Consider the following 24,629-nt stretch of genomic DNA (forward strand, 5'->3'; position numbering starts at 1 on the left):
ATTGGGACTGGAATAACGCCCACCATGCAAATACATATACGTGACGTTGGGGTAGGAGGCTGAATTGGACCTTGTTTCGCCGGAGGACTACGCGTCTCTTCCAGTCGAGTTGGGGCAGAAGTTCGTTGCTTTCGAGGAAATCTGCCGGCGCAACCTCAACAGTTTCATCACGAGTGAAACGACGCCCAATTTTGATCAGCTAATCAGGCTTCAGTACATGAGTATGGTGGCTGCTGCTGCCGCAGAGTGTGGTGTTGACGGGCTTGAGTTTCCTTGGAACTTGGATGAGCCGTATGATGGCTTTCAAAGCTTCCTCCTGAAGGCGGCAGGCGTGGCCACCCGGTTTCGGCTGCGGGGTGCTGGCAAACCCGATGAATACTCTGTCCGTCTCGCGAACAAGACCCGAGGGCGCATCGAACAGCAAATTACGAAGTTGCGCGACATCATCGTCAACAGCGATTTGCCCGAGGGGCAGCGCAAGGGGTTGCTGGACAAGTTGAATGAACTTTCGGTCGAACTGTCACAGCCACGCGTTGGGTTCGGCAAAGTCATGGCCATTTTGGCTATTGTCAGCGCGACATTATTTGGAACGACCTCGTTTCTTTCCGACGCCCCTAACGCAATTGCCACGATCACCAGCTTGCTCGGTGCCGACAGGGTTGCGGAAGACGCTGAGACTGAGAGGCTTGGCCCCCCGCCACAGCCAAAATCACTGCCGCCAAAGCCTCGCGCCCTTCCCGCACCGGATTTCGGCCTACCCCCGGAGCGGAAGCACAGGGAACTGGATGACGAGATACCGTTCTAAAGCGGCAGTAAGGTCGGAAATGTCAGAAGGAAAAATCCGCCCGACCCATCAGACATAGTGCAGCGCGGGATCACCCCCGTGCCCCCTTCAGTTCCACCACAGGCGACCTTCAGGACTTCTGGACGGCACCGCTTTGCCTCGTGGAGGCTGCGCCCAGTCGCCTCGAGTGCTGCGGCTGAGGCTTCACCCATGATGAGATTGGACGGGGCGGGCGCATGGTCTGTATCAAGCGCAACGTCCATTGACTTGTGATACAAGGCCGCATAGACGTGGTTCCACACAAGAGGAACGGCCATGAAGCGCTATGTCATCTACACCCGAGTTAGCACCGCAGAGCAGGGCAAGAGCGGCCTTGGGCTTGAGGCGCAGCGGCGTGACATCGACATCTTCCTGAACGCCTTCTCGGATGTGCCGTGGGAGATTGTCGGGGAGTTCATGGATGTGATGTCGGGGAAGGTCGACAGTCGCCCCGAGTTGGCGAAGGCGTTGGCGCTGGCGAAGCGGCTGGGGGCTGAGGTTCTGGTTTCCAAGCTGGACAGACTTAGCCGTGATGTCGAGTTTATCGCGGGGGCCATGAAGCGGGCAGCGATACGGGTGGCGACTATGCCGAACGCCGACCCCTTCCAGCTTCACATATATGCGGCGCTGGCAGAGCAAGAACGGACGTTCATATCAGAGCGGACCAAGGCAGCACTGGCGTCTGCGAAGGCGCGGGGCGTCAAACTAGGCGGATACAGGGCAGGGTCGCTGGATGGACGCATAGCCTCTTTGAAGGCGACTGCGGATGCCGATGCGCGGCGGGTGATGGATGTGGTGAAGCCGCTGAGGGACGCTGGCAAGACGCTGAGGGACATTGCAGCGGCGCTGCACGATGCGGGTGTTAAGACGCCCCGAGGCGGTGCTTGGACGGCCATGCAGGTCAAGCGGACTTTGGATCGGGGTGCAGCCGGTTAGGGTGAACAGTGGCGCAAGGAAGCCATAGGGACTGCACTAGCACTATGAAGCCGAATAGGGACAACAGTAGCACTACGAAACCGAATAGGGACACCACCAGCTTTATAGAGCGGGTCCGTTAGCGACCACTAATGGGGAGAACCGTGGCACTACCAACCGAAACGGCCCCAAATCCCATGGGGACACCACTAGCTATACCGAGCCAAAATGGCCCGCGACCCGATAGGGTACACACTAGCACTATGAAGCCGAAATCCTCACGCGCTCGTCTGCGCGTCGGCCTCTTTCGTGGCGACAGCCGCACCAACCCCTCACCTCAAGTCGACCCCAACGGCACCGCAAGGCAGCCTGAGGGGACAATTTGCGGAAGCGACAGCCAACAGGAACCGACCCCAGAAAGGACCACTTGGAGTACACCTCAGAGACCATCGACAGCACCACCGGTGAAGTCGTCCAGGCACCGATAGGCTCATGGATCACCTTCACCGAGTACGGCGAGACCAAAGGCGTCGGCCGCAAACAGGTCCGCGATGTCCTGTCTCGGCTCGGCATTCTCCAGCACGAGACTGAAGACCAAACTCCCAAGCATGCCTCTTTCGCCGAAAGGAAGCACGTCACGCGGCGGCGGCTGACCATGAAGTCAGTCAGGTCAGGGTTGGGGAAGCGTGTCTTCTCCATCGTCGGACGTCCATTCGATGTCATATCACCCAAGGGACAGGCATGGATCGACCAGCGATGGGCGGACGCTGTCCAGACAATCAAGACCGACATCACGTCCAGTCCGGTGGCGGTGGCCGCTCAGGTGGCGCTTGGCGAGTTCATGGTCGGTCGCAGACACAAGTTAGACCCTGAGGGTCAGGTCAGATGGCTTCTCGACCATTTCCCGAATGTCGCTCAGGCTGACATGAGCAGGATCACGGGAGCGTCCACTCGGATGGTCTCTCACTATGTCGGCAATCGAACTGGCCAGATCAGCAAAGCCCATGCTCGGATCAGGGTCACACTTAAGGGTCACCTCAAGGTGTCGCATGAGCCCGATATGGTCGACATAGCGTGTTGATCAGACACAGGAGCGGACGGAAGTCCCTCCCTCTGATGTCTCAGCCTTGAGGCTACCTTCTGATTAACACCTCAGCTCCGTGGTCTGACACCTTAGAGCGATGGCCAGAAGTCAATCTGAAGGTGGGCTGCTGGGGGGAGGCTTCCGCCTCTTTCTTCTGGTGGTCTCAGGATGTCTCCAGCTCAAGGTGAACCCTCAGGGCGAATCTTAAGTGTCGTTACAAGGTACCTATTACACATGACGTTACATCGGCTGAAAATGACCCTGCCAGCCTCCCCTTTTCCAAGCGACAACCGGACAACAATCCCGAGAGGAAACTGCATGACATGACCGACGACACACGACCGTTCGACAGGGCCTTATTCCTGCATGAGCGAGAGACCACACCAGACGATCAGGACCACGACCCCGACGACGCCCTTGCCATAGCCACCGTCACCGCCAAGCGGCAGGCCAAGACAGCCCTCAGGGCATCCCAAGGCGACCGCACTGACTGGAAACAGCACCTCGTCAACGCCCCCGGCTATCGCAACGTCCCCGACACCAAGCTCTCTCTCAGGACCAAACAGGCGCGCACCCAGTCCATCAAGGCGGCCGCGGATCGACGTGAGAAGCGGCGTGAGAAGGGCATCGCCATCCACTACGCGCAGTTCGCATGGAAGCGGCTGGGTCAGGTCAAGCGTGACCAGTTCGACCTAATCCGCAAGTCACTGGCTTGGATTGGACCGAGGTGGGACGCTGACCGCGACTTTGGCCGGTACGACGACGAGCGTGATGGGGGTCAACACCTCAACCACCTCTTTCGCTTCGGGACCGCCAAGGCTCACGCCAAGACGCCGTGGCTCCAGCACCACAGGGAAGGCCAATGAGCCAGTTCCTTCCTGCCCTTGCAGATTGGCCGACCCGAGATCAGGCCCTCGCTATCATCAGAGCCTTGGAGAAGATGGAGGAAGGGGAGCCATCCGAACTCGACCGGCTTTGCGGCATCCCCGATGCATTGATCGTCGCCGGGCGATGCTACGCGGTCTACGGCTATCGCGAGCTTGAAGGCGGGAACATGATGCGGCGGATGGCCGACCTGTACTTGCGCCCCCGCACGGCCACCCTAAGGCCTGCCGTAGCGCCTTCAGGGGCCGACCACACTCCAGCACCACCAGTCCATAGCTACGGGCTCCAGCCGCGCCGCTGAGGCCTTCAGCACCATCACCACCACCAGCACCCAAACCTCGCAGCAGTCCGCTGTGGGAACCATCACCTTTGAAAGGAACACACGACCAGATGTCCAGATACAGCGAAGCCCAGATGAACGAGAACGCCAGCCACAAGCCCACAGCCGCGCCGACCGCAGCAGAGCAGGCGATCATGAACATGAGCCCAGCCCAGCGGGCGGAACATATCGACAGGATGCGCCACGCCGCAGCGGTGGCCAACTACACCGAGAAAGAGGATCGCGTGAAGGCCCAGGTCGCTGCCGCGACGGAGGTCTCGTTAGCCGGCAACCAATGGTATCAGGCCCAGCAACGCGGCCAACTCAGCCAGAGGGTCTCGATCAGCAACGGCAAGACGACGGTGGAGCAGATCAACGCCAAAGCCGACCCGTCGAACAGTGCCTTCGCCATCCCGCCCCGCGCCCTTGTCGACAGCCTTCCGGTGACCATCGGAGGCATTCAGCTTGGACCTAAGCAGGCCCGCCAGATGGTCGAGGCGGGCGAGATCAGCGCCAAGGATTATGCGGCGGCGGTCGAGCTGGCCGTTGCGCCCTACGGCTACGGGTCTTTCCGGTAAGCTCAGTCGCCCCAGAACAGCCTTCGGGGGAAACCCCGGAGGTGGCGGTTGAGCAGGGGGATGACGATCTGACACCGGAACAGAAAGCCGAGACAACGCACCAAGAGCTTTCTGATGGTGCTGACAGGGCGTTGAACCGCTGGGCGGAAGCGCAGCCGGTTGAGGTTCAGCAGGCCGTGGTGGACACCTTCGCGGAAACAGGCGTGATCGACTTTGAAGCGGCGGGCGTGGACCAGTTGGAGGCCCAAGTGGTCGAGGCCGCGTTTACCCAGCGGCTTGTACGGAGCGTCCTAGCGCCGGTCGGGCTGACCCTCGAAAGCTGGTCAGAACATATCGACGAAGCCGAGTTGTCAGAGTTTAGGCGGGCCGTTGTGCGTGGGGATTGGGCATTGCTCACCCGACATGCTCAGGCCGCTGCCAAGATGCGTCTCGACCTAGGCATATAATAGCAGGACCACCATTCCCGAAGGGGGTCAGGTCGCCATCCCCGGTGAACCATTGCCCCAAGCTCAAAGCCCCCTTCGGGCTCTACCCCACTCAAACACCCTGCGCGCAGCGGCGCTTTGGTCTGGAGGCACATTGTGCGCCCGGATTGCTTCACCGCGTTCAGCGCAGCCCCGGCAGCCCCGGAAACCATCAACACCACAGCAACAGGAAGGCAATTCAGACAGTGAGCAGAAGCAGAACCCCACGCGCCCTTAATCCGGCTTGCGAGGAAGCAGACAACTATTCCCGCGTAGTCCTGAGATGGGACTTCAGCGAGGCCAAGGCGACCCGGATCATCGAATGTCGCAACCAAATCCAATGGATCATTCAGTACAGGTCAGGAACGCGCAGCGGTCAGCCATCATGGCGACCACAGTCCTACTTGCGGACCCGTCAGGCCCTCGAACGGCTCTTGCCGGGGATGGCTGAGGAGATCGCCGCAACGTTGCCTGTTAGGTTCATTGAGCCCGCCCCGTAGAGGCTGCGCTGAGTGGCGCTGAGGTTTCCCCGCGACCATCTGAGGGTGTTGCTGCAACGGCCGAATTGGGTGGAAGCAGTCGGACGTCCTATCCCGTCTCCAGTTCCTCAATGTTCATGATTTGAGGGTTTCCACGCAGAAGCACCTCTCCATACCAAGATACTCTATCATGTGATGGCAGAAGCAGGGGTGACGCCTTTCGGCCTAGTAGGGCGCGCTCCATCGCTTCGCCAAAAGTGCGTCCCATTAAGCTGATGCCGCTCATAATCGGGGACACCACAAATACTCGGCCCCTTCCATCGATATACAGGCTTTGGTGATTGTTGTGAGCTGTGGCAAAGCAAGCCAGCTCTGTCTGAAGCAGGGCTCCAATTTCGGAAATTTCGTCGTAGCCTTCGTCTGGAGGCCAGCCAAAGCTGACATCGCTCCGGGCGCATTCCATCCCGGGGCCGAGCTTGCCGACATTGAGGCCATCGAACTCGCTGAGGATGGCAGCCACCGGATGATTAGCCGGGACCGCTGGGGGCACAGGCACCTTGCGCTCAGGAAACCATCCGGCGGCGGCAAAGATCGGCAAAACAGTGGTCGGTAGAGTTGTCATTCTGAATTTATGGTTGGTAGTTGCAAGGTCTGCAATGGGGTAGAACTTGGTCGTTCGGGATGATCGGAACAATGGCGAAGGGCACACACCGGCGACGATGGACCGGAGATGTGGCCTGAAACGTGGGCCAAACGCGTGGGCCAAACTAAAAAGGCCATTTCGGCTATCTTGTTGATTTTACTGGGAGATATGCCTTCTAAATTCCGCTGGTGGAGCTGAGGAGGATCGAACTCCTGACCTCGTCATTGCGAACGACGCGCTCTCCCAGCTGAGCTACAGCCCCGTCCAGCGGATGGGCGCATTTATCGGGCGCCGCGGTTTCCTGTCAAGGCGGAGGTTTGCCGAAATCCAGTGCCGTCAAGCGTCGAGCTGGCGCCGGCGGAAAGCGGCCCTTGCCGGTTTTGTGTATTCGCGCCTTCGTTGGGGTGTCGGCGACATGCCCTACAGTCCGACCGGGCCGGTATTGGCGCTCCACAGAAAGGCGGCCCTTGCCGGTTTCGCGTGCAATGGCTACATGTCGGCAACAATTGGAGACCGGCATGCTCGCCCTCATTCAAACAATCGTCATGGCGCTTGACCTCTACTGGTGGATCATCATCGCCTCGGCGATCTTTTCCTGGCTCTACGCCTTCAACGTCGTCAATTCGAAGAACCAGTTCGTCGGTTCCATCGGCAACATGCTCTACCGGCTGACCGAGCCGGCGTTGCGGCCGATCCGCCGCTTCATGCCGGACCTTGGCGGCATCGACATCTCGCCGATCATCCTGCTTCTGATCCTGTTCTTCCTGCGGCAGTTTCTGCTCACCACGGTGGCGCCTCTGATCCTGTGAGCAGGATAGCCTTATGAGCACGCCGTTTCGCCTGCGCGAAAACGGCGCCGAGCTGTTTGTCCGGCTGACGCCAAAGGCTGCGCTGGACAGGCTCGAAGGCTTCGAGACCACGGCGGACGGGCGAAGCCATCTGAAAGCGCGTGTCCGCGCCGTGCCGGAAAACGGCGCCGCCAATCATGCGCTCGAAAAGCTGCTGGCCAAGGCTCTGGGCGTGCCCGGGTCCGCTGTCTCGGTTGTCGCCGGCGGCACCGCGCGACTGAAGACCGTGCGCATTGAAGGCGATCCGGCGAAATTGGCGAAAAGCATCGAGGCGCTCGGCCGCCAGTCCTGATGTCCTTGGCCGCAGGGGCTCAATCGCCCAATGGCAAACGCGGATCGTCGACTTTCAATGTGTTCACGCTCTGCTTGATGCGGCGCAGATTCTCCAAAACCCTTGGTCCGCGTGTCTCGGCGACCGAGGTGACGATCATGTCGACGATCGACAGCAGCGCATAGCGAGACGATGTCGGCTTGTAGATATTGCCGTCCTCGAGCGACTGGAAATGGATGACCGTGTCGGCGACCTTGGCGAGTGCGGAGTCCGGCGGGGTGATGGCGATCGTGGTGGCGCCATATTGCTGGGCGACCTGCACCGCATCGATGACCGATCTGGCATAGCCGGAGACGGAGAAGGCGATCAGCGTGGTGTCGGGGGTGGCAACGGCGGCGTACATGCGTTGCAACTGTCCGTCGATCTGCGCCAGCACCGACACGCCAAGCCTGAACAGCCGGTTCTGCATTTCGGTCGCCATCATGGACGAAATGCCACCGGAGCCGATGCACAGCACATTACCGGAAACAGCGATGCGTGCGGCGATGGCGACCAGCGTCGTCATGTCGAGGTTTTCGCTGGCGCGCTGGATGGCCGATATCGCCGCTTCGGTGATGGCGGAAGCGATGCGCTGTTCGCGGGCATCGCGGCTCAACGGCTCCGGCGACAGATACTGGCCGCCGATGGCGATGGCTTGCGCCAGATAGAATTTGAAGTCGCGCAACCCCTCGCAGCCGAGGTTGCGGCAGAACCGCGTCACCGTCGGCTCGCTGACACCGACGCGCAAGGCAATTTCCGAAATCGCCGCTTTGGAAACGAAATCGAGGTCTGCCAGCACGAAGCCGGCCAGCTTGCGATCCGACTTCGTTCCGTCCTGCGACATCAGCTGCAGGCGCGTGATGATGTCGGCCGGCGTCTTCATGCTGCTATTCTCATAGAGGCAGGCCCGTTGCCTTGTCGAACAGATGGATGTTGCCGGGGTCGACCGAGACCGGCAGCAGGTCTCCCGGCCTGACCGGCACCCTGTCGCGGAACACGGCGCGTACCGTATCAGCACCGATAGCGCCATAGACATGTGTTTCGGAACCGGTGGGCTCGACGACATCCACCCTGATCGCCATCGCGTCGACAGCTTCGCCGACGATAAAATGCTCGGGCCGGATGCCAGCCTCCACCGCGCTGTCCGCCGGCACCTGTTTGCCGGCAAGCGCAAGCCGCCCGCCACCGGCCGATTCGAACCAGGTTTTCTCAAGCGCCGTCTTGAGCGAACCGGACACAAAGCTCATCGACGGCGAGCCGAGGAAGGAGGCGACGAACTTGTTGGCAGGCCTGTCATAGAGTTCCAGCGGCGCCCCGACCTGCTGGATTCTGCCGCGGTCCATCACGACGATGCGGTCGGCCATCGTCATGGCCTCGATCTGGTCGTGGGTGACGTAGACGATCGTCGATTTCAGCCGCTGGTGCAGCGCCTTGATCTCGACGCGCATCTGCACGCGCAATTGCGCGTCGAGGTTGGACAGCGGCTCGTCGAACAGGAACACCGACGGCTCGCGCACGATGGCGCGGCCCATGGCGACGCGCTGGCGCTGGCCGCCCGACAGCTGGCGGGGATAGCGGTCGAGATAGGAGAAGAGATTGAGGACGCCGGACGCTTTCTTGACCTTCTCATCGATCACCGTGCGCGTCTCGCCGCGGATCTTCGGGCCAAAGCCGATATTGTCAGCTGCCTTCAGATGCGGAAACAGCGCATAGGACTGGAACACCATGGCGATGTTGCGCTGCTGCGGCGGCAGCGCGTTGGCGCGCACGCCGCCGATCAACAGGTCGCCGGAGGTGATCGTCTCCAGGCCGGCCAGCATGCGCAGCAAGGTCGACTTGCCGCAGCCGGACGGGCCGACGAGGACGACGAACTCGCCGCTCTTGATATCGAGGCTGATGTTCTCGAGGATCTTGTGCTGGCCGAAGGATTTCGACAGATCGCGAAACTCGACATCGGTCATTGTCACGCTCCCAATATGTCGTCGATGAAGGGCAGGCAGCCGGCGGTCAGTCCCGCGTCCACGGGCATCACCACGCCTGTTATTCCCGATGCGCGATCGGACGCAAGGAAGGCGACGGCTTCCGCCACTTCCGCGGCGTTGACGATGCGGCCGAGCGGATAGAGCCGCTGCAATTTGCCGAGGATTTCGGGATCCTTGGCAAGGCGGTGGTCCCAGGCGGCGGTGCGGATCGATCCGGGGCAGACGACATTGGCGCGCAGGCCGCTGCGGCCGAGCTCGACGGCGATCGCCTTTGCATAGGCGTTGATGCCGGCCTTGGCCGCGGCATAGGCCGGATTGCCGAAATGCGCGATGGCGTTGACCGAGGAGATGAAGACGACGCTGCCCGAGCCGCGGCCAGCCATGGCCTTGACCAGCGGGTCGGCGAAATTCATCACGCCAGTCAGGTTGAGATCGAGTTCCTGCTCTATTCTGTCGGGATCGAGCGCCGAAATCGTCTCGGCACGCGTCCAGCCGGCATTGTTGACGAGAATGTCGGGCACACCATCCCGGTCGAGGATCGCGCCGATCGCCGTCGCTATCGATGCCTTGTCGAGAAGATCGAAGACATGGCGGGAGGCAAGGTGCGGACTGTTCAGCGCCTCGCTCGACTGATCGCAACCGACGACCCTGGCGCCTCTTTGCGCCATCAGCGCCACGATGGCCGTGCCGAGGCCGCCGCCGGCCCCCGTCACCACGACGGTCTTGCCCTCGAACTCGGCCCTGCCTTCGAACTCGGCCCTGCCCTCGAACTCGGATTGCGAAACCACCGTGCGTCATCCTCCGGGAGCTCTGACAGATCGCATAAGGCCTAGGCCTGTAAATGTAATTAAGCAACAGAATAATCCGCTTGCAAGCCTTCAAATCATCGATAATGTAGGAAAGTCACATAATCTTCTGTTCCGGCACGAAGAGGCGCGCAGGCGCAAAATCAATGGGAGAGATCAAATGAGCCTTGCAAAATGGACTGTCGGCCTGATGGCCGGAATGAGCATGCTGGCAATTGCGGCGCAGGCGGATGCGGGCGAGGTGCGGGTCACCGTGGCCGAGTACAGCGCCAAGACTGCTCCCTATTTCGCCGACGTCAAGAAGGAATTCGAGGCGGCGAACCCCGGCATCACCGTCAAGTTCGAAGTGGTGCCGTGGGATGTGCTGCTGCAGAAGCTGACCACCGACATCACCGCCGGCACCAATGCCGATCTGTCGATCATCGGCACGCGCTGGCTGATCGACTTCGTCCAGCAGGATGTCGCCGAGCCGCTCGACGGCTACATCAAGCCCGACTTCAAGGACCGCTTCATCGACACCTTCCTGTCGCCCTCGATCATGGACGGCAAGACCTATGGCCTGCCGATCGCGGCCTCGGCCCGCGCCATGTACTACAACAAGGAGCTGTTCGAGAAAGCCGGCATCGCCAAGCCGCCGGCAACCTGGACCGAGCTGCAGGAAGATGCGCGCAAGATCAAGGCGCTGGGGTCGGGCACGTTCGGCTTCGGCCTGCAGGGCAAGGAGATCGAGACCGACGTCTATTACTATTATGCGATGTGGTCGCAGGGCACCGAGATCCTCAACAAGGACGGCACTTCGGGCCTGAGCACGCCAGGTGCGCTTGAAGCGGCCAAGCTCTACAAGTCGATGATCGACGAAGGCCTGACCGAACCCGGCGTCACCTCCAACAACCGCGAAGACGTGCAGAACCTGTTCAAGCAGGGCAAGGTCGGCATGATGATCACCGCACCCTTCCTGTCCAACCAGATCAAGGACGAGGCGCCGAACCTGAAATACGGCGTGGCAGCCATCCCCGCCGGCCCGACCGGCGCGCGCGGCACCTATGGCGTGACCGATTCCATCATCATGTTCAAGAACTCCAAGAACAAGGACGAAGCCTGGAAGCTGCTCGATTTCCTGTTCACCACGGAGCAGCGCGCCAAGTTCACGCAAGGCGAAGGCTTCCTGCCGGTGAACAAGGAAGAGGCCAAGATGGACTACTACGTCAACAATGCCGATCTGGCGGCGTTCACCGCGCTGCTGCCCGACGCCCGCTTCGCGCCGGTCATTCCGGGCTGGGAAGAAGTCGCCCAGATCACGTCGGACGCCATGCAGAAGATCTATCTCGGCGGCGACCCCGAGGCAGGCTTGAAGGACGCGGCCGCCAAGGCCAACACCGTGCTGAAGAAATAGGGGCCGTGCTGAAGAAATAAGGCGTATCTCCCTGCGCCCGTGGCGCGCCCCAGACTCAGGCGGGGCGCGCCACACCTAGGTTCCCGGCCCGGTGCGGCGGATCCGAAATTCGCATAAGCAGAACCTTCTGATCCAGCACGCCGAGGTTGCAGGCCAGCAGATGCAAAATCGTTTCTTGCCCTATCTCCTGACCTTGCCCAGCCTGTTTCTGGCGGCGGTGGTCATCTTCTGGCCGGTCTGGGACCTGATCCAGATCTCGACGCATGAGGTCAGCCGCTTCGGCCAGCTTCGCGACTTCAACGACTTCGCCAATTTCGCGGCACTCGCTGCCGATCCCGATTTCACGGCCGCGCTCTGGCGCACCGGCCAATGGACGGTGATGGTGGTCGGCGGTGCGCTTCTCTTGTCGATCCCGGTGGCGATGATCCTCAACACCGATTTCTATGGCCGCGGCATCGCCCGCGTCATCATCATGCTGCCCTGGGCGGTGTCGCTGACCATGACCGCGGTGGTCTGGCGCTGGGCGCTGAGCGGCGAAAGCGGCATGCTCAATTCGGCGCTGATCGGCCTCGGGCTCATCGATCACAACATCCAATGGCTGGCGAGCGCCGAGACCGCTTTCCCGATGCAGGTGCTGATCGGTATCCTGGTGACGGTGCCGTTCACGACGACGATCTTTCTCGGCGGGCTGTCGTCGATTCCGGACGATCTCTACGAGGCGGCGGCGCTCGAAGGGGCGACGCCGCTGCAGCAGTTCCGCGAAATCACCTTTCCGCTCCTGAAACCGTTCATCAACATCGCCATCGTGCTCAACACCATCTACGTCTTCAATTCCTTCCCGATCATCTGGGTGATGACGCAGGGCGGCCCGGCCAACTCGACCGATATCCTGGTCACCCATCTCTACAAGCTGGCCTTCCGCATCGGCAAGCTGGGCGAAGCATCGGCGGTGTCGCTGGTGATGTTCGCCATATTGCTGGTCTTCACCATGATCTATGTGCGGCTGGCGATGCGGGAGCAACGCACATGACGAGCAAGCTGAAACGCTCCATCATCGCCTGGCTGCTGCTGGCGCCGCTGATCGTGGTGACGCTCTTTCCCTTCGCGGTGATGTTCCTGACCGCGGTCAAGCCGAGGCAGGAAGTGCTGTCGCCGACCTGGTGGCCGAGCGAATTCCGCTGGTCGAATTTTTCCGACATGTGGGTGGCGACCGGCTTTGGCCAAGCGCTGCTCAATTCGCTCTACGTGTCTGTGATCGCCACCGTCGGCGCCATCCTGATCTCGGTTCCGGCGGCCTATGCGATGTCGCGCTTCCGCTTTGCCGGCTACGGCGCCTTGCGCCAGTTCCTGCTGATTTCGCAGATGATCTCGCCGATCGTGCTGGTGCTTGGCCTGTTCCGGCTGATGGCGGCTTGGGGCTTGGTCGAGAGCACGACGGCGCTCGGCTTCATCTACATGGCCTTCAACGTCGCCTTCACGGTGTGGATGCTGCAGAGCTATTTCGACACCATTCCGCGCGATCTCGAGGAAGCCGCCTGGATGGAGGGCGCCGGCCGCTGGCTGACCTTGCGCAAGGTGTTCCTGCCGCTCTGCCTGCCGGCGATCGCGGTGACCGCGATCTTCACCTTCATCAATGCCTGGAACGAATTCGTCGTGGCGCTCACCATGCTGCGCAGCCAGGAAAGCTATACGCTGCCGATCCAGGTGTTTTCGCTGGTCGCCGGCCGCTACACCATCGAATGGCACCACGTCATGGCCGCGACGCTGCTGGCGACCTTGCCGGTGGCCATCCTGTTCATCTGGCTGCAGCGCTACCTCGTTCGCGGGCTGGCGCTCGGGGCGGTCAAATAACGCCTATTCACGGACGGAGCTTTCATGCGCATTTTCACCGCCTCGCTGGCGACGGAAACCAACACCTTCTCGCCGGTGCCGACCGATAGGGCCTCGTTCGAGATGGCCTTCTATGCCGGGCCCGGCAAACATCCGGACACGCCGACGCTGTGCTCCTCGCCGATGGTGGCGCTGCGCCGGCGGGCAGCGGCCGAAGGCCTCGATGTCATCGAGGGCACCGCCACCTGGGCGGAGCCGGGCGGCCTGGTGCAGCGGCAGACCTATGAGGCTCTGCGCGACGAGATCCTTGGCCAGATCGAGGCCGCGCTGCCGGTCGATGCTGTCATCCTCGGCCTGCATGGCGCCATGGTGGCGCAAGGCTATGACGACTGCGAAGGCGACCTGCTCGAACGGGTTCGCGCAATGGTCGGGCCGGAGGTGGTGATCGCCGTGGAACTCGATCCGCACAGCCATCTGACACCGAAGCGCGTGGCGGCCTCCGACATCCTCGCCTACTTCCTCGAATTTCCGCACACCGATTTCTATGAGCGCGGCGAACACGTCGTCGAGCTTGGGCTTGCGGCGGCGAGGGGCGAGATCAAGCCGGTCATCTCGAGTTTCGATTGCCGCATGATCCAGGTGCTGCCGACCAGCCGCGAGCCGATGCGCTCCTTCGTCGACCGCATCAAGGCTCTGCACGGCAAGGACGGCGTGCTGTCGGTCTCGGTCATCCATGGCTTCATGGCGGCCGACGTGGCCGAAATGGGCACGCGCATCCTGGTCGTCACCGACAATGACAAGGCCAAGGGTGACGCGCTGGCGGAGCGGCTGGGGCGGGAACTCTACGCGCTGCGCGAAAAGACGGCGATGACCATGCTGAGCGCCGCCAACGGCATCGACCGGGCGCTGGCCGTGCGCGGCGAGAATCCCGGCAAGCCGGTGGTCATCGCCGATATCTGGGACAATCCCGGCGGCGGTGTGCCCGGCGACGGCACCTTCGTGCTGCGCCAGATGCTGGCGCGTGGCCTGGACAAGTTCGCCGTGGCGACGATCTGGGATCCGATCGCGGTCACCTTCTGCCTGGCGGCGGGCGAGGGCGCGGTCATCGACCTGCGCTTCGGCGGCAAGGCCGGGCCGCAGGCCGGCGAGCCGATCGACGCGCGCGTGCGCGTGCTGAAAGCGGTTGCGGAGGGTTGGCAGAGTTTCGGGCCAAGCCGGGTGACGCTGGGGCCGACGGCGCTGGTCCGCTTCGAAGGCACCGAGGTCGACATCATCCTCAACACCAATCGCACGCAGACCTTCGAGCCGGATATCTTTTCCAACATCGGCGTCGATCCGATGGCCAAGGACATACTGCTGATCAAGTCGACCAATCATTTCTACGCCGGCTTCGAGCCGATCGCCGCCGAGATCATCTATGTCTCGGCGCCGAGCTCGTATCCCAGCAATCCGGCGGTGACGAATTATACCAAGCTGACGCGGCCGGTGTGGCCAAGGGTGACGGATCCTTGGAAGGATGCTGGCAATCTCCCCCCTTGAGGGGGAGATGTCGCTGAAGGCGACAGAGCGGGTCGCCTGACATAATGCGCCAACCTTCTTCTGCCGCAACAGGCCGAGCCCGGTCGAACCGACCCCCTCTGGCCGCTTCGCGGCCATTTCCCCTCGAGGGGGGAGATTATCCGGTGCTACACCAATCCCCGCTTCACCATCATCGCTTCGGGCGACGGCATCTTGCCGCGGAAGGCGGTGTAGAGTTCTTCCGGATCCTTCGAACCGCCGGCGGCGTAGATGTTCTTGCGCAGCCGTTCGGCGAGCGCCGGGTTGAAGGGGTCGCCGGTCTCCTCGAAGGCGGCGAAAGCGTCCGCATCGAGCACTTCCGACCACATGTAGGAATAATAGCCGGCCGAATAGCCGTCGCCGGAGAAGACGTGGCCGAAATGCGGGGTGCGGTGACGCATGGCTATGGTGTCCGGCATGTGCAGCTCTGCAAGCGTTTCGGTTTCGAAACGAAGTGGTACTTCAGGCGCATCCGGCCGTGCGTGATAAGCCATGTCCATCAGCGCGGATGCGGTGAACTCTACTGTTGCAAAGCCAGCGCCAAAAGTCCGCGCGGCCAGCATCTTGTCGAGCAGCGCCTTGGGCATCGGCTTGCCGGTCTTGACGTGCAGCGCGTGTTTTTCCAGCACCGCCGGCACGGTCAGCCAGTGCTCGTAGAGCTGCGAGGGCAATTCGACGAAGTCGCGGCTGACCGAGGTGCCGGCTACCGACGGCCAGGTGACGTCGGTCAGCATGCCGTGCAGCGCGTGGCCGAACTCGTGGAACAGCGTCTTCGCCTCGTCGACCGACAGCAGCGCGGGCTCGCCGGCCGGCGGCTTGGCGAAGTTCATGATGTTGTAGATGACCGGGCTCGCACCGTGGCCGAACCTGTAGCCGGACTGCAGCGCGCTCATCCAGGCGCCGGAGCGCTTCGAGGGCCGGGCGAAATAATCGGCGAGGAACAGGCCGCGCTCGCTGCCGTCGGCATTTTTCACCACGAAGACGCGGGCGTCGGGGTGCCAGGCAGCGATGCCCTTCTTCTCCTCGAAGGTGATGCCGAACAGCCGTGTCGCCACATCGAAGCAAGCGTCGATGATGCGGTCGAGCTGCAAATAGGGCTTCAGTTCCGCCTCGTCGAAGGCGAATTTTTCCGCGCGCAGTTTCTCCTGGTAGAAACGCCAGTCCCAGGCAGCGAATTTTTCGTTGCTGCCGGCCTCCGTCGCCAACCGTTGCAATTCGATCTGGTCGCTTGCTGCCTTCTCAAGCGCCTTTTCCCACACCGGGTCGAGCAGCGCGTGCACGGCCTTCGGTGTCTTGGCCATGGTGTCGTCGAGCTTCAGCGCGGCGAAGGAGGCGTAGCCGAGCAGCTTTGCCTTCTCGGCGCGCAGGCGCAGCATGTCGCGCACCACGTTCGTGTTGTCGGTGGCGCCGCCATTCTGGCCGCGCATGGTGAAGGCGCGGAAGGCGATCTCGCGCAGATCGCGGCGCTCGGAGAAGGTCGAGAACGGCTCGTAGATCGAGCGCGACAGGGTGACGGCGTAGCGGCCCTTCTGGCCGCGTATCTCGGCGGCTTCGGCCATCGAGCTTTTCACGAAGTCCGGCAGGCCGGCAAGGTCGGCCTCATCGAGGAACAGTGCCCAGTCGCTCTCGTCGGCCAGCACATTCTGGCCGAAGCTGGTACCGAGCGAGGACAATTCCTCGCTGATCTTGGCCAGCCGCTTCTTGCCGTCGGCATCGAGTTTGGCGCCGGAGCGGACAAAACCCTTCCAGGTCTTTTCCAGGACCCGCAGGGTCTCTGCGTCGAGCTTCAGGCTCTCGCGGCGCTGGTAGAGATCGTCGATGCGGGCAAACAGCCGCTCATTCATCGAAATCGCCGAGAAATGCCTGGACATTTTCGGCGAGATGTCGCGCTCCAGCGCTTGGATCGTCTCGTTGGTGTAGGCGCCGGCGCGGCACCAGAAGATCGACGAGACGCGATCGAGCGCTTCGCCGCCGAGTTCCAGCGCGGCAAGCGTGTTCTCGATGGTCGGCGCATCCTTGTTGCCGGCGATCGCCTCGATCTCGGCCTCGTGCGCCTTCAGCGCCGCGTCGAAGACCGGGGAAAAGTCGCCATCGCCAATGCGCGTGAAATCGGGCAGGCCGAGCGGCCCTTGCCACGCGGTCAGCGGATGGGCGGCGAGGTCGACGGCTTTCGTGGAAGGCATGGACAGTCTTTCGATCGTTGACGGGGAGAGGTTTGGTCGTCCCCGATGTAGGGCGAGGCCTCGCAAGGCGCAACGGCTCGGCCCTCAGGATGGCGTCAGAAGCCGTCGCACGTCTCGGCGATTGCCGCTTGCGAACTGGCGGTGATGCGGTCGTCGGTCACCGCGAAAGTCTCATGCATGAGCTTGTCATTGTTGGGAAAGTCGTAGCAGGCGACCACGGTGGTGACCCCGCCTTCGCTCTTTTCGATCCGATGCCGGATCGCTGCGCCCGCAACCGCACCTTTCCATTCGTCCATCGAGGCGATGAATTCCTGCTTGCTTTGCACGATGCCGAGGTCGTCCAGCTTGATGCGGACATCATCGGCGAGCAGGTCGGACAGTTCGGTGCGGTCGGCGACCAGCAGCGCCGAATACCAGCGGCTGATGAGGGCACGATCATCGGCGCGGGCGGCAATAATCGCTATCAGCAGCGCGGCCGCCGTCAAAGCGGCCGACCTGATGTTTACCACCTTGCGCGCCGCTGTGTTCATCCCAGCTCCGGCCGTTCGAAATCGCCGGTTTCCTTGTTCATCGTCCAGAGTTCGCCGGTCGAGATATCGAACCAGGCCCCATGCAGCGACAGTCGCCCCTTGCCCTCGAGAATCGAGACGCAGGGAAAGGTTCTGAGGTTGGCGATGGAATAGCGGATCGAGATGCGCTCCAGCGCGGTCTGGCGCTCCGACGCGGTCATGAAGGTGCTGGAGGAGACGGTTTCGGCCGCCGGCGCGATCAGGCTCATCCACTTGCCGATGAAGTCGCCCGGCGAAAGCGGCGCGGAATTGGTGTCGAGCGCTGCACGGATGCCGCCGCAGCGGCCATGGCCCATGACGACGATGTTCTTGACCTTGAGGCTCTGTACGGCGAATTCAAGCGCCGCCGAGGTCGAATGGAACTCGCCGTCGGGAGCATAGGGCGGCACCAGATTGCCGACATTGCGCAGCACGAAGAGTTCGCCGGGCCCGGCATCGAAGATCGCCTCGGGCGCCGAACGCGAATCGCAGCAGGCGACGATCATCGTCTCCGGCGCCTGGCCTTCCCGAGCGAGATCGCGATAGCGCCCGCTCTCTGTGAGATAGCGGCCATTCATGAAATTGCGGTAGCCGGCGAGAAGATGTTCAGGGAGATGGGACATGGGCGGCGTCTGGAGCCTTTCCGGGTTGGATGCGGCAGCTCGTTGCGGTCTAGAGAGGCTCTAGCGGCAAAAGCCGGTCGCGAGCAATGCAGAATTATGAGGGCTGGCTAGAAATGCCATGCATCGAGCGCAACCTTGGCCAACAGCGTTACGCCCAGATGGCGACAGGAATGCCAAAGCTGTCGCGGCCCGGCGGGTCGGGCAGCGGCCGTGCCTCACCGCTGGCGATGCGACCGGCGATCAGCGTCATCGCGGCCGCGTCGAGGAAATCGTCGGCGGCGGCGCCGCGCGGTGGCGGCTGGTCGAGAAAGGCCGTGTCATAGCCATGCCGGCAAAGCAGAGCCTTGCGTTCCGCCATGCCGGCCGGATTGATGCTGCCCTTGATCTTCTTCGGCAGTTGCATGGCCTGATCGCCGTTCAGGCGGCAGAAAGCGACTTCCGGATGCGATTCGAACACACGGCCGCGCAGATCGGGTCGCGCGATCAGCAGGGCGTCGATCTCGCGGATCTTGGCAAAAATGCCGAACGCCTGGATCGAGACTCCGCGCGGCGGGTCGGATGTGGTCAGGGCCACCTCGCTTGCCCTGATGTGCGCGGCATACCAGGCTTCGATGGTGGTGAAATCATTGGTCTCCGCATAGAGCGCGGCGCGGGAGGGGATCGAGAAGACGCTGGATTGGCGTGCCCCGAGCAGTGGCCGCACCAGCGCTTCGGGGCCGCGCCCGCCCTTGCCCGAAAAGTCGGGTAGGCCGATCGGCATGTCGACAGCGATGACAGCGTCTTCGGGAAGGGATGCGAGCAGGGCAGTGAAGGTTGCAAAGACACCGACCGACGGTGCCATGCCAAAAGCGCACCGGACGGCGATCCAGCCGGCCTTGCAGCCGTCGACGCCGACAAGCACGGCCTCAGTCGACGTCACGCCCGGCGGCCCCGCCCCGGATGCGTGAGGTGGCGAAGCTGGACCATCGCCATCGGATGCGACAGGCTCTGCGCATCGGTTTCGAGCTGCAGTTCGTCGCCGCCGCGCTTGGCGGTGCGCGCCAGGATCTCGTAGACCGCCGCCGTCGTCGATTGCAGCGCCTTGACCGGCGGCTGGCCGGACAGGATACGTGCCAGATAGACGGCCGCCGTCAGATCGCCCAGGCCATTCGGCGGCTTGTCGATCAGGCGATGTTCGGCGAGCAGCGCCTGGCTGCTATCGAGCAGCAGATTGCCGGTGCCGCCCGTCATCATCGACGGCGCAGAGGTGACCAGCATGGTCGATGGTCCGGCGTGGAGCGCTGCCGCGATCGCCGATTTCAGGTCGGGCAACGCGGCGCCGGCCATCCATTCCAGTTCGTAGCGGTTGGGGGTGGCTATGTCGGCGATCGGCATCAGCCGGTCGCGCATGGCGATGGCTGTCGGCTCGGGCACGTAGAGGCCGCCCGAATCACCCATCACCGGATCGCAGATATAGACGGCGCCGGGTGTCCTTGCCTTCACCGCGGCGACCAGCGAGGCGACGGCCTCGGCCTGGCCGGCCTCGCCGAGATAGCCGGACAACACGGCGCCGACTTCACCCAGCCATGGCGCCCGCTCGAGATCGGCCATCAGCGCCTTGAACTGGTCGAGCGGCGGTACGATCCGTGTTGCCCGTCCATGGCCGGGATGCCAGGGCAGGATGACGGTCGGCACCGCCCAGACCGGGAACCCCAGGGTCTCCAGCGCAAAGACGGCGGCACGGTTGCCGACCGAGCCGCGCGCGACATGGCTGGAAATGACGATGACCGCACGCGGCGCGTCGGTTTGTTCGGCGCTCATTTTCGTTTGATTCCTAACTGCCCCGGATGACGTAAAGCACGAGCCAGACCATCAGGCCCAGCGCCAGCAGCAGGCCCAGCGTGCGGCCAAAGCGGGTGCCCCAGACTTCGATCGGATCGGCGCGATCGGCATCGGCCGCGGTGACGTGATCGCGCATGCCTTTCGCGGCCCGCCCCGCAAACGAGTCGCCCGCCGGATTCGTCTCGTGCGCGATGCGCTCGAGGATACGGCGCGATTCCTTCTCGCTGTCCTGGCGCTCCGCCATGATGATGTCCCGTTTTGTGGACCTTATCGCGTTCGTACGGCCAATCACAGACCCTTGCAGCGGCATCGGGCATGGCAGGCGAGGGGCTGCCGGCCCGGGCGGTTTTCTTGCGCGCTGATTGTGGTAATGCTTCGCGTGCAACTTCTACCGAGGGACCCCATCATGTTTGCCCAGCGCCTTGCCTCGCCGTCCATTTTCCGCACGCTGCCCGCCTTCCTGATGATGGCGATCGTGCTGCCGCTGCTTGCCGGCTGCGGCTACAACACCATCCCCACAGCGGAAGAAAACGCCAGGGCGGCGTGGAGCGAGGTGCTGAACCAGTATCAGCGCCGCGCCGACCTCATCCCCAACCTGGTCGAGACGGTGAAGGGTTATGCCTCGCACGAAAAGGATACGCTCGACGCGGTGGTCGAGGCGCGCGCCAAGGCAACGCAGATCACGGTAACACCGGAAACGCTGAAGGATCCCGAAGCCCTCAAGAAGTTTCAGGATGCCCAGGCGGGGCTGACCAGCGCGCTGTCGCGGCTGATCGCGGTCTCGGAGGCCTATCCCGACCTCAAGGCCAATCAGAATTTCCTGGCGCTGCAAGCCCAGCTCGAAGGCACCGAAAACCGCATCGCGGTGTCGCGGCGCGACTACATCCAGGCGGTCAGGGACTACAATCTGACGCTGAGGACCTTCCCCTCGGTGCTGTGGGCGACCTTCTGGTTCCGCGGCAATGAGCCCTTTGCCAATTTCACTGTCGCCGAAGACAAGATGCAGCCGCCGAAGGTCGATTTCGGCACGAAGCAGGGCGGGTGAACGTCGACTGTCATCGGAATAAATCCCGCGAAATGACGGGCTGCTGGCGTGCAAACACCCCCCTCTGTCCTACCGGAACCGGCCCTTCGCTTCCGCTTCGGGCGTTCGTCGTTCGGAAAGCCAAGCAATTGGCTTCCCGTCCGCTGCGCGGATCAGTCCTCACCCCCCTCAAGGGGGGAGATTGGCAGCTTCGGCGCTGACGCCGATCTTGCGACGTTGCAAATTGGCGAAAGCGGAGATGACGGCCAATCTCCCCATTTGAGGGGGAGATGCCCGGCAGGGCAGAGGGGGGCGCCCCGGAACGCAAGCCTAGGGTTCCTTTTCGCTCTTCTAAGCCTCTTCTTCCTTCCCTTCACCGCCCTCGCCGCCGATCTTCCGGCGCTGACCGGCCGTGTCGTCGACAATGCCGGCATCATCGATGCCGCGACCAAGGCGGCGCTGACGCGGAAGCTTGCCGATTTCGAGACAAAAGGCTCCGACCAGATCGTCGTGGCGACGATCCCGAGCCTCGAGGGCGAGGAGATCGAGCCTTACGCCAACCGCCTGTTCCGCTTCTGGAAACTTGGGCAGGCGAAGGAAAACAACGGCGTGCTGCTGCTGGTTGCGCCGAACGACCGCAAGATGCGCATCGAGGTCGGTTATGGGCTGGAAGGTACGCTGACCGACCTGCACACCAAGCTGATCATTGAAAACGACATGGTGCCGGCGTTCCGCGCCGGCGACTTCTCCGGCGGCATCAGCAAAGCCGTCGACGACATGGTCATGGTGCTGGAAGGCAATCCGGAGGAGCTGGAGGCGCGCGGCGAGCGCAACCAGCAGGCGCCCTTCGAGTCCGACGACCTGTTCTTCACCGTGTTCATCGGCATATGGATAACCATTATGGTCGGCAGTCTTGCTGTCTCCATCTTGCCGCCGATCTTCGGCCAGAAGCTTGGTCCCGGCCGTTACCGCTGGCTCGGCATGACCTTCGAGCCAAGCCGGCGATCCTCCCGTAGTGGCTGGTCGTCGGGAAGTTCCAGCGGCGGCTGGTCTTCGGGGTCAAGCAGCGGTGGAGGCTTTTCCGGCGGCGGCGGTTCGTCCGGCGGCGGCGGCTCGTCGGGAAGCTGGTGATGGCATGACGATACCCAGCATCAGCCTGTCGGAACGCGACCGCCTCGCCTCGGCTGTCCTGATTGCCGCGGTCGTGCTGTTCTCCTGCGTCATGGCCTACGCGGCCGACCTGCCGGCGCTGACCGGCCGTGTCGTCGACAATGCCGGCATCATCGATGCCGGGACGAAGGCGGAGCTGACGCGGAAGCTTGCCGGTTTCGAGACAAAAGGTTCCGACCAGATCGTCGTCGCGACGATCCCCAGCCTCGATGGCGAGGAGATCGAGCCCTACGCCAACCGCCTGTTCCGCTTCTGGAAACTTGGCCAGGCGGGCGAGAACAATGGCGTGCTCCTGCTGGTTGCCCCGAACGACCGCAAGATGCGCATCGAGGTCGGTTATGGGCTGGAAGGTACGTTGACCGACCTGCACACCAAGCTGATCATCGAAAATGACATGGTGCCGGCCTTCCGCGCCGGCGACTTCTCCGGCGGCATCAGCAAAGCCGTCGATGACATGGTCATGGTGCTGGAGGGCAATCCCGAAGAACTGGAAGCGCGAGGCAAGCGCAATCCCGCCGATGACGGCACGTCCATCGATCCGATCGTTGCCGTGTTCCTGATCCTGTGGGCGACGATGTTTTTCGGCGGGTTGGCGATGGCGTTCCTGCCGCCGATGTTCGGCACGAAGCTGTCGCCGGGCGTGTACAGATGGCTGGGCATGACGTTTCGTTACGGCCGTGGGCCAAGCGGGTACTCGGGCAGCAGTGGCTGGACAACGGGTTCGTCTTCGGGCGGCTGGTCGTCGGGGAGCTCCGGTGGTGGCTGGTCTTCGGGATCAAGCGGCGGTGGCGGGTTTTCCGGTGGCGGCGGCTCATCGGGTGGTGGCGGTTCTTCAGGAAGCTGGTGAGACATATCATGGCAACACGACCAATCAGCCCGCAGGATCATGAGCGCATCGCAACCACGATCCGCGCCGCCGAGGAGAAAACCGACGGCGAGATCTACTGCGTCGTGGCGCATGCCAGCGACGGCTATTTCTTCCCGGCCGCCTTCATGGCGACCGTGTGCATGCTGATCGTCAGCCTGGCGGTCGGCTACGGTCTGGAGGCCTGGTGGCTGTCGATCCGGCTGCCGCATTTCGTCCTCGCCCAGCTCCTGGCGCTTGCCTGCGTGCTGGCCTTGTTGTGGGCGCTGCCCGGCCTGCGCATCCATCTGGTGCCGAGGCGGCTGCGCTACCAGGCGGCGCACGCCAACGCGAGCAAGCAGTTCCTTGCCCGCAACGTCCACCGCACCACGGCGCGCACCGGCGTACTGGTCTTCGTCTCGATCGCTGAGCGCTATGCCGAAGTGGTTGCCGATTCGGGCATCGACGCCAAGGTCGGCCAGCATGTCTGGGACGGTGTCGTGCGCGACCTTACCGCGCATGCCGGCGACGACCGGCTTGCCGATGGCTTCGTCAAGGCGATCGAGCAGGTGGGTGCGGTGCTGGCCGAGCATTTCCCGGTCACAGTGGGCGACAGCAACGAACTTGACGACCATCTGGTCGAAATCTGAAAGCCCGCCTGCAAACGCTACTCAGTTGGACGCCTGACGCGGTTTTCTGCGCTTCCGGCCTTCGCCGGCCGAAGCACTCACTCATGAGCGGCTTGGCAGGCAGGCTTCGGCCGGCGTAGGCCGGTGCTCACGTGTAAAGCTACGCTCCGCTCCGGTTCTCGAAAGCCCACGCCATCCGCCTCGGCTGAGCGCGTTTTCAAGCAGGCTTTGCCTGATGTCATCAGTGTCATGATCGCCTGTGAGAAAGCAGCCGGCGGGCCGCCGGGACTCTTGCAATCGGGCGATGCGGGTTTATGGTTAACAAATCATGAATACGCTGACGATCGACATCCGGAAAGCCGACCCGCGCGATGCCAGTGCCATCGCCGAGGTGCATCTGGAGGCCTGGCGCGGCGCCTATTCCGGCATCATTCCGCACCGCACCCTGACATCGATGATCAACCGTCGAGGTGCCGACTGGTGGGCAAATGCGATTCGCCGCGCCGCCACTGTTCTGGTGGTCGAGATCGGCGGAAAGATTGCCGGCTATGCGACGATCGGCAAGAACCGCGCCCGTGAACTCAGGCAGCAAGGCGAAATCTACGAATTGTACCTGCGGCCGGAATATCAGGGCATCGGGCTCGGCAGCCGCCTGTTTTCGGCAGCCAAGGCGCGGTTGGCCGATCACGGGCTGAAAGGCATGGTCGTGTGGGCGCTGGAAGACAACCAGAACGCACTCGCCTTCTATGCCGGCGCCGGCGGCCGCGATGTAGCCGAGGGCGTCGAGATCTTCGAGCAGAAGGCGCTCAAGAAGGTTGCTTTCGTCTGGGAATGACAGCCCGGCCTTTCGGCCATTGCCTCTCCCGATCTC

General features: G+C 62.7%; 28 protein-coding genes and 1 tRNA gene. 18 read left to right on the forward strand and 11 right to left on the reverse strand.

Translation table 11 applies throughout. The features are described from left to right. The first annotated feature begins 64 nt into the window (after positions 1–64). The 7 genes from NKJ67_RS05990 (at position 65) to NKJ67_RS06020 (ending at position 5,050) form a co-directional block, all read left to right on the forward strand. Positions 65–805: a hypothetical protein gene (locus tag NKJ67_RS05990; RefSeq protein WP_352580804.1), complete on the forward strand. Its 741-nt coding sequence runs from the start codon at positions 65–67 to the stop codon at positions 803–805. A 294-nt stretch (positions 806–1,099) separates the two neighbouring features. After that, on the forward strand, positions 1,100–1,759 hold the full coding sequence (locus NKJ67_RS05995; protein ID WP_352580805.1) for a recombinase family protein: 660 nt from the start codon (positions 1,100–1,102) through the stop codon (positions 1,757–1,759). Positions 1,760–2,165: 406 nt separating this feature from the next. Continuing rightward, positions 2,166–2,819, forward strand: a complete 654-nt coding sequence (locus tag NKJ67_RS06000) for a hypothetical protein (protein ID WP_352580806.1) — start codon at positions 2,166–2,168, stop codon at positions 2,817–2,819. Between the two features lie 326 nt (positions 2,820–3,145). Beyond that, entirely contained in the window at positions 3,146–3,688 is a 543-nt protein-coding gene (locus tag NKJ67_RS06005; RefSeq protein WP_352580807.1) for a hypothetical protein, read from the forward strand. Beyond that, entirely contained in the window at positions 3,685–4,008 is a 324-nt protein-coding gene (locus NKJ67_RS06010) for a hypothetical protein (protein ID WP_352580808.1), read from the forward strand. The genes NKJ67_RS06005 and NKJ67_RS06010 overlap by 4 nt, the downstream gene beginning before the upstream one ends. Before the next feature lie 113 nt (positions 4,009–4,121). Beyond that, entirely contained in the window at positions 4,122–4,604 is a 483-nt protein-coding gene (locus NKJ67_RS06015; RefSeq protein WP_352580809.1) for a hypothetical protein, read from the forward strand. Between the two features lie 41 nt (positions 4,605–4,645). Then, positions 4,646–5,050, forward strand: a complete 405-nt coding sequence (locus NKJ67_RS06020; protein WP_352580810.1) for a hypothetical protein — start codon at positions 4,646–4,648, stop codon at positions 5,048–5,050. 606 nt (positions 5,051–5,656) lie between these two features. Here the strand turns inward: NKJ67_RS06020 and NKJ67_RS06025 are convergent. Continuing rightward, complete coding sequence (locus NKJ67_RS06025; RefSeq protein ID WP_352580811.1) at positions 5,657–6,169, reverse strand: SUKH-3 domain-containing protein; 513 nt, start codon at positions 6,167–6,169, stop codon at positions 5,657–5,659. A gap of 207 nt (positions 6,170–6,376) precedes the next feature. Further along, positions 6,377–6,452 (reverse strand) — tRNA-Ala (locus NKJ67_RS06030). Positions 6,453–6,708: 256 nt separating this feature from the next. On the opposite strand from NKJ67_RS06030, the gene NKJ67_RS06035 reads away from it, so the two are divergent. Both NKJ67_RS06035 and NKJ67_RS06040 read left to right on the forward strand, forming a co-directional pair. Then, positions 6,709–6,999, forward strand: a complete 291-nt coding sequence (locus NKJ67_RS06035; protein ID WP_023811703.1) for a YggT family protein — start codon at positions 6,709–6,711, stop codon at positions 6,997–6,999. A gap of 13 nt (positions 7,000–7,012) precedes the next feature. After that, on the forward strand, positions 7,013–7,330 hold the full coding sequence (locus NKJ67_RS06040; RefSeq protein ID WP_127322139.1) for a DUF167 family protein: 318 nt from the start codon (positions 7,013–7,015) through the stop codon (positions 7,328–7,330). Between the two features lie 19 nt (positions 7,331–7,349). On the opposite strand, the gene NKJ67_RS06045 is transcribed toward NKJ67_RS06040, so the two are convergent. From NKJ67_RS06045 to NKJ67_RS06055, 3 genes are read right to left on the reverse strand one after another with little or no spacing between them, the layout of a single operon-like run. Next, positions 7,350–8,231 carry a MurR/RpiR family transcriptional regulator gene (locus tag NKJ67_RS06045; RefSeq protein WP_352580812.1) on the reverse strand — a complete coding sequence of 294 codons (882 nt, stop codon included), beginning with the start codon at positions 8,229–8,231 and terminating at the stop codon, positions 7,350–7,352. Positions 8,232–8,241: 10 nt separating this feature from the next. Continuing rightward, positions 8,242–9,309 carry an ABC transporter ATP-binding protein gene (locus NKJ67_RS06050; RefSeq protein WP_127329802.1) on the reverse strand — a complete coding sequence of 356 codons (1,068 nt, stop codon included), beginning with the start codon at positions 9,307–9,309 and terminating at the stop codon, positions 8,242–8,244. Positions 9,310–9,311: 2 nt separating this feature from the next. Further along, positions 9,312–10,118, reverse strand: coding sequence for an SDR family oxidoreductase (locus tag NKJ67_RS06055; protein WP_352580813.1), 807 nt, complete (start codon positions 10,116–10,118; stop codon positions 9,312–9,314). Between the two features lie 178 nt (positions 10,119–10,296). Between NKJ67_RS06055 and NKJ67_RS06060 the strand changes: the two genes are divergently transcribed. The 4 genes from NKJ67_RS06060 to NKJ67_RS06075 all read left to right on the forward strand — a co-directional run bounded on the left by NKJ67_RS06060 (position 10,297) and on the right by NKJ67_RS06075 (position 14,898). Beyond that, complete coding sequence (locus NKJ67_RS06060; RefSeq protein ID WP_127397148.1) at positions 10,297–11,529, forward strand: ABC transporter substrate-binding protein; 1,233 nt, start codon at positions 10,297–10,299, stop codon at positions 11,527–11,529. A 160-nt stretch (positions 11,530–11,689) separates the two neighbouring features. Beyond that, positions 11,690–12,559: a carbohydrate ABC transporter permease gene (locus NKJ67_RS06065; RefSeq protein ID WP_023811708.1), complete on the forward strand. Its 870-nt coding sequence runs from the start codon at positions 11,690–11,692 to the stop codon at positions 12,557–12,559. Further along, on the forward strand, positions 12,556–13,380 hold the full coding sequence (locus NKJ67_RS06070) for a carbohydrate ABC transporter permease (protein WP_013528984.1): 825 nt from the start codon (positions 12,556–12,558) through the stop codon (positions 13,378–13,380). The genes NKJ67_RS06065 and NKJ67_RS06070 overlap by 4 nt, the downstream gene beginning before the upstream one ends. Positions 13,381–13,404: 24 nt before the next feature. Then, a complete protein-coding gene (locus tag NKJ67_RS06075; protein WP_352580814.1) occupies positions 13,405–14,898 on the forward strand; it encodes a M81 family metallopeptidase in 1,494 nt (497 codons plus the stop codon). A gap of 146 nt (positions 14,899–15,044) precedes the next feature. On the opposite strand, the gene NKJ67_RS06080 is transcribed toward NKJ67_RS06075, so the two are convergent. The 6 genes from NKJ67_RS06080 to NKJ67_RS06105 all read right to left on the reverse strand — a co-directional run bounded on the left by NKJ67_RS06080 (position 15,045) and on the right by NKJ67_RS06105 (position 20,335). Next, a complete protein-coding gene (locus NKJ67_RS06080; RefSeq protein WP_352580815.1) occupies positions 15,045–17,099 on the reverse strand; it encodes a M3 family metallopeptidase in 2,055 nt (684 codons plus the stop codon). 95 nt (positions 17,100–17,194) lie between these two features. Continuing rightward, positions 17,195–17,629, reverse strand: a complete 435-nt coding sequence (locus tag NKJ67_RS06085) for a nuclear transport factor 2 family protein (protein ID WP_127269640.1) — start codon at positions 17,627–17,629, stop codon at positions 17,195–17,197. Next, on the reverse strand, positions 17,626–18,270 hold the full coding sequence (locus tag NKJ67_RS06090) for a carbonic anhydrase (RefSeq protein ID WP_023811712.1): 645 nt from the start codon (positions 18,268–18,270) through the stop codon (positions 17,626–17,628). The genes NKJ67_RS06085 and NKJ67_RS06090 overlap by 4 nt, the downstream gene beginning before the upstream one ends. Before the next feature lie 148 nt (positions 18,271–18,418). Next, on the reverse strand, positions 18,419–19,189 hold the full coding sequence (locus NKJ67_RS06095) for a DUF429 domain-containing protein (protein ID WP_352580816.1): 771 nt from the start codon (positions 19,187–19,189) through the stop codon (positions 18,419–18,421). Continuing rightward, entirely contained in the window at positions 19,186–20,070 is an 885-nt protein-coding gene (gene pdxY / locus NKJ67_RS06100; RefSeq protein ID WP_127269643.1) for a pyridoxal kinase PdxY, read from the reverse strand. The genes NKJ67_RS06095 and pdxY overlap by 4 nt, the downstream gene beginning before the upstream one ends. A 13-nt stretch (positions 20,071–20,083) precedes the next feature. Then, on the reverse strand, positions 20,084–20,335 hold the full coding sequence (locus NKJ67_RS06105; RefSeq protein ID WP_127269645.1) for a hypothetical protein: 252 nt from the start codon (positions 20,333–20,335) through the stop codon (positions 20,084–20,086). A 162-nt stretch (positions 20,336–20,497) separates the two neighbouring features. Here NKJ67_RS06105 and NKJ67_RS06110 point away from each other — a divergent pair, with 162 nt between their 5' ends. From NKJ67_RS06110 to NKJ67_RS06130, 5 genes are all read left to right on the forward strand, one after another. Continuing rightward, complete coding sequence (locus tag NKJ67_RS06110) at positions 20,498–21,136, forward strand: LemA family protein (protein WP_127269647.1); 639 nt, start codon at positions 20,498–20,500, stop codon at positions 21,134–21,136. A 258-nt stretch (positions 21,137–21,394) separates the two neighbouring features. Next, positions 21,395–22,246 (forward strand): TPM domain-containing protein, encoded by an 852-nt coding sequence (locus tag NKJ67_RS06115; protein ID WP_292565991.1) that lies wholly within the window; start codon positions 21,395–21,397, stop codon positions 22,244–22,246. Positions 22,247–22,250: 4 nt separating this feature from the next. Continuing rightward, on the forward strand, positions 22,251–23,132 hold the full coding sequence (locus NKJ67_RS06120; RefSeq protein WP_352580817.1) for a TPM domain-containing protein: 882 nt from the start codon (positions 22,251–22,253) through the stop codon (positions 23,130–23,132). 8 nt (positions 23,133–23,140) lie between these two features. Next, positions 23,141–23,779 (forward strand): TPM domain-containing protein, encoded by a 639-nt coding sequence (locus tag NKJ67_RS06125; RefSeq protein ID WP_127271483.1) that lies wholly within the window; start codon positions 23,141–23,143, stop codon positions 23,777–23,779. A gap of 307 nt (positions 23,780–24,086) precedes the next feature. Next, entirely contained in the window at positions 24,087–24,593 is a 507-nt protein-coding gene (locus NKJ67_RS06130; protein WP_013528996.1) for a GNAT family N-acetyltransferase, read from the forward strand. The last annotated feature ends 36 nt before the right edge of the window (positions 24,594–24,629 follow it).

Source organism: Mesorhizobium sp. M0088 (assembly GCF_040322895.1).
GTDB lineage: Bacteria > Pseudomonadota > Alphaproteobacteria > Rhizobiales > Rhizobiaceae > Mesorhizobium.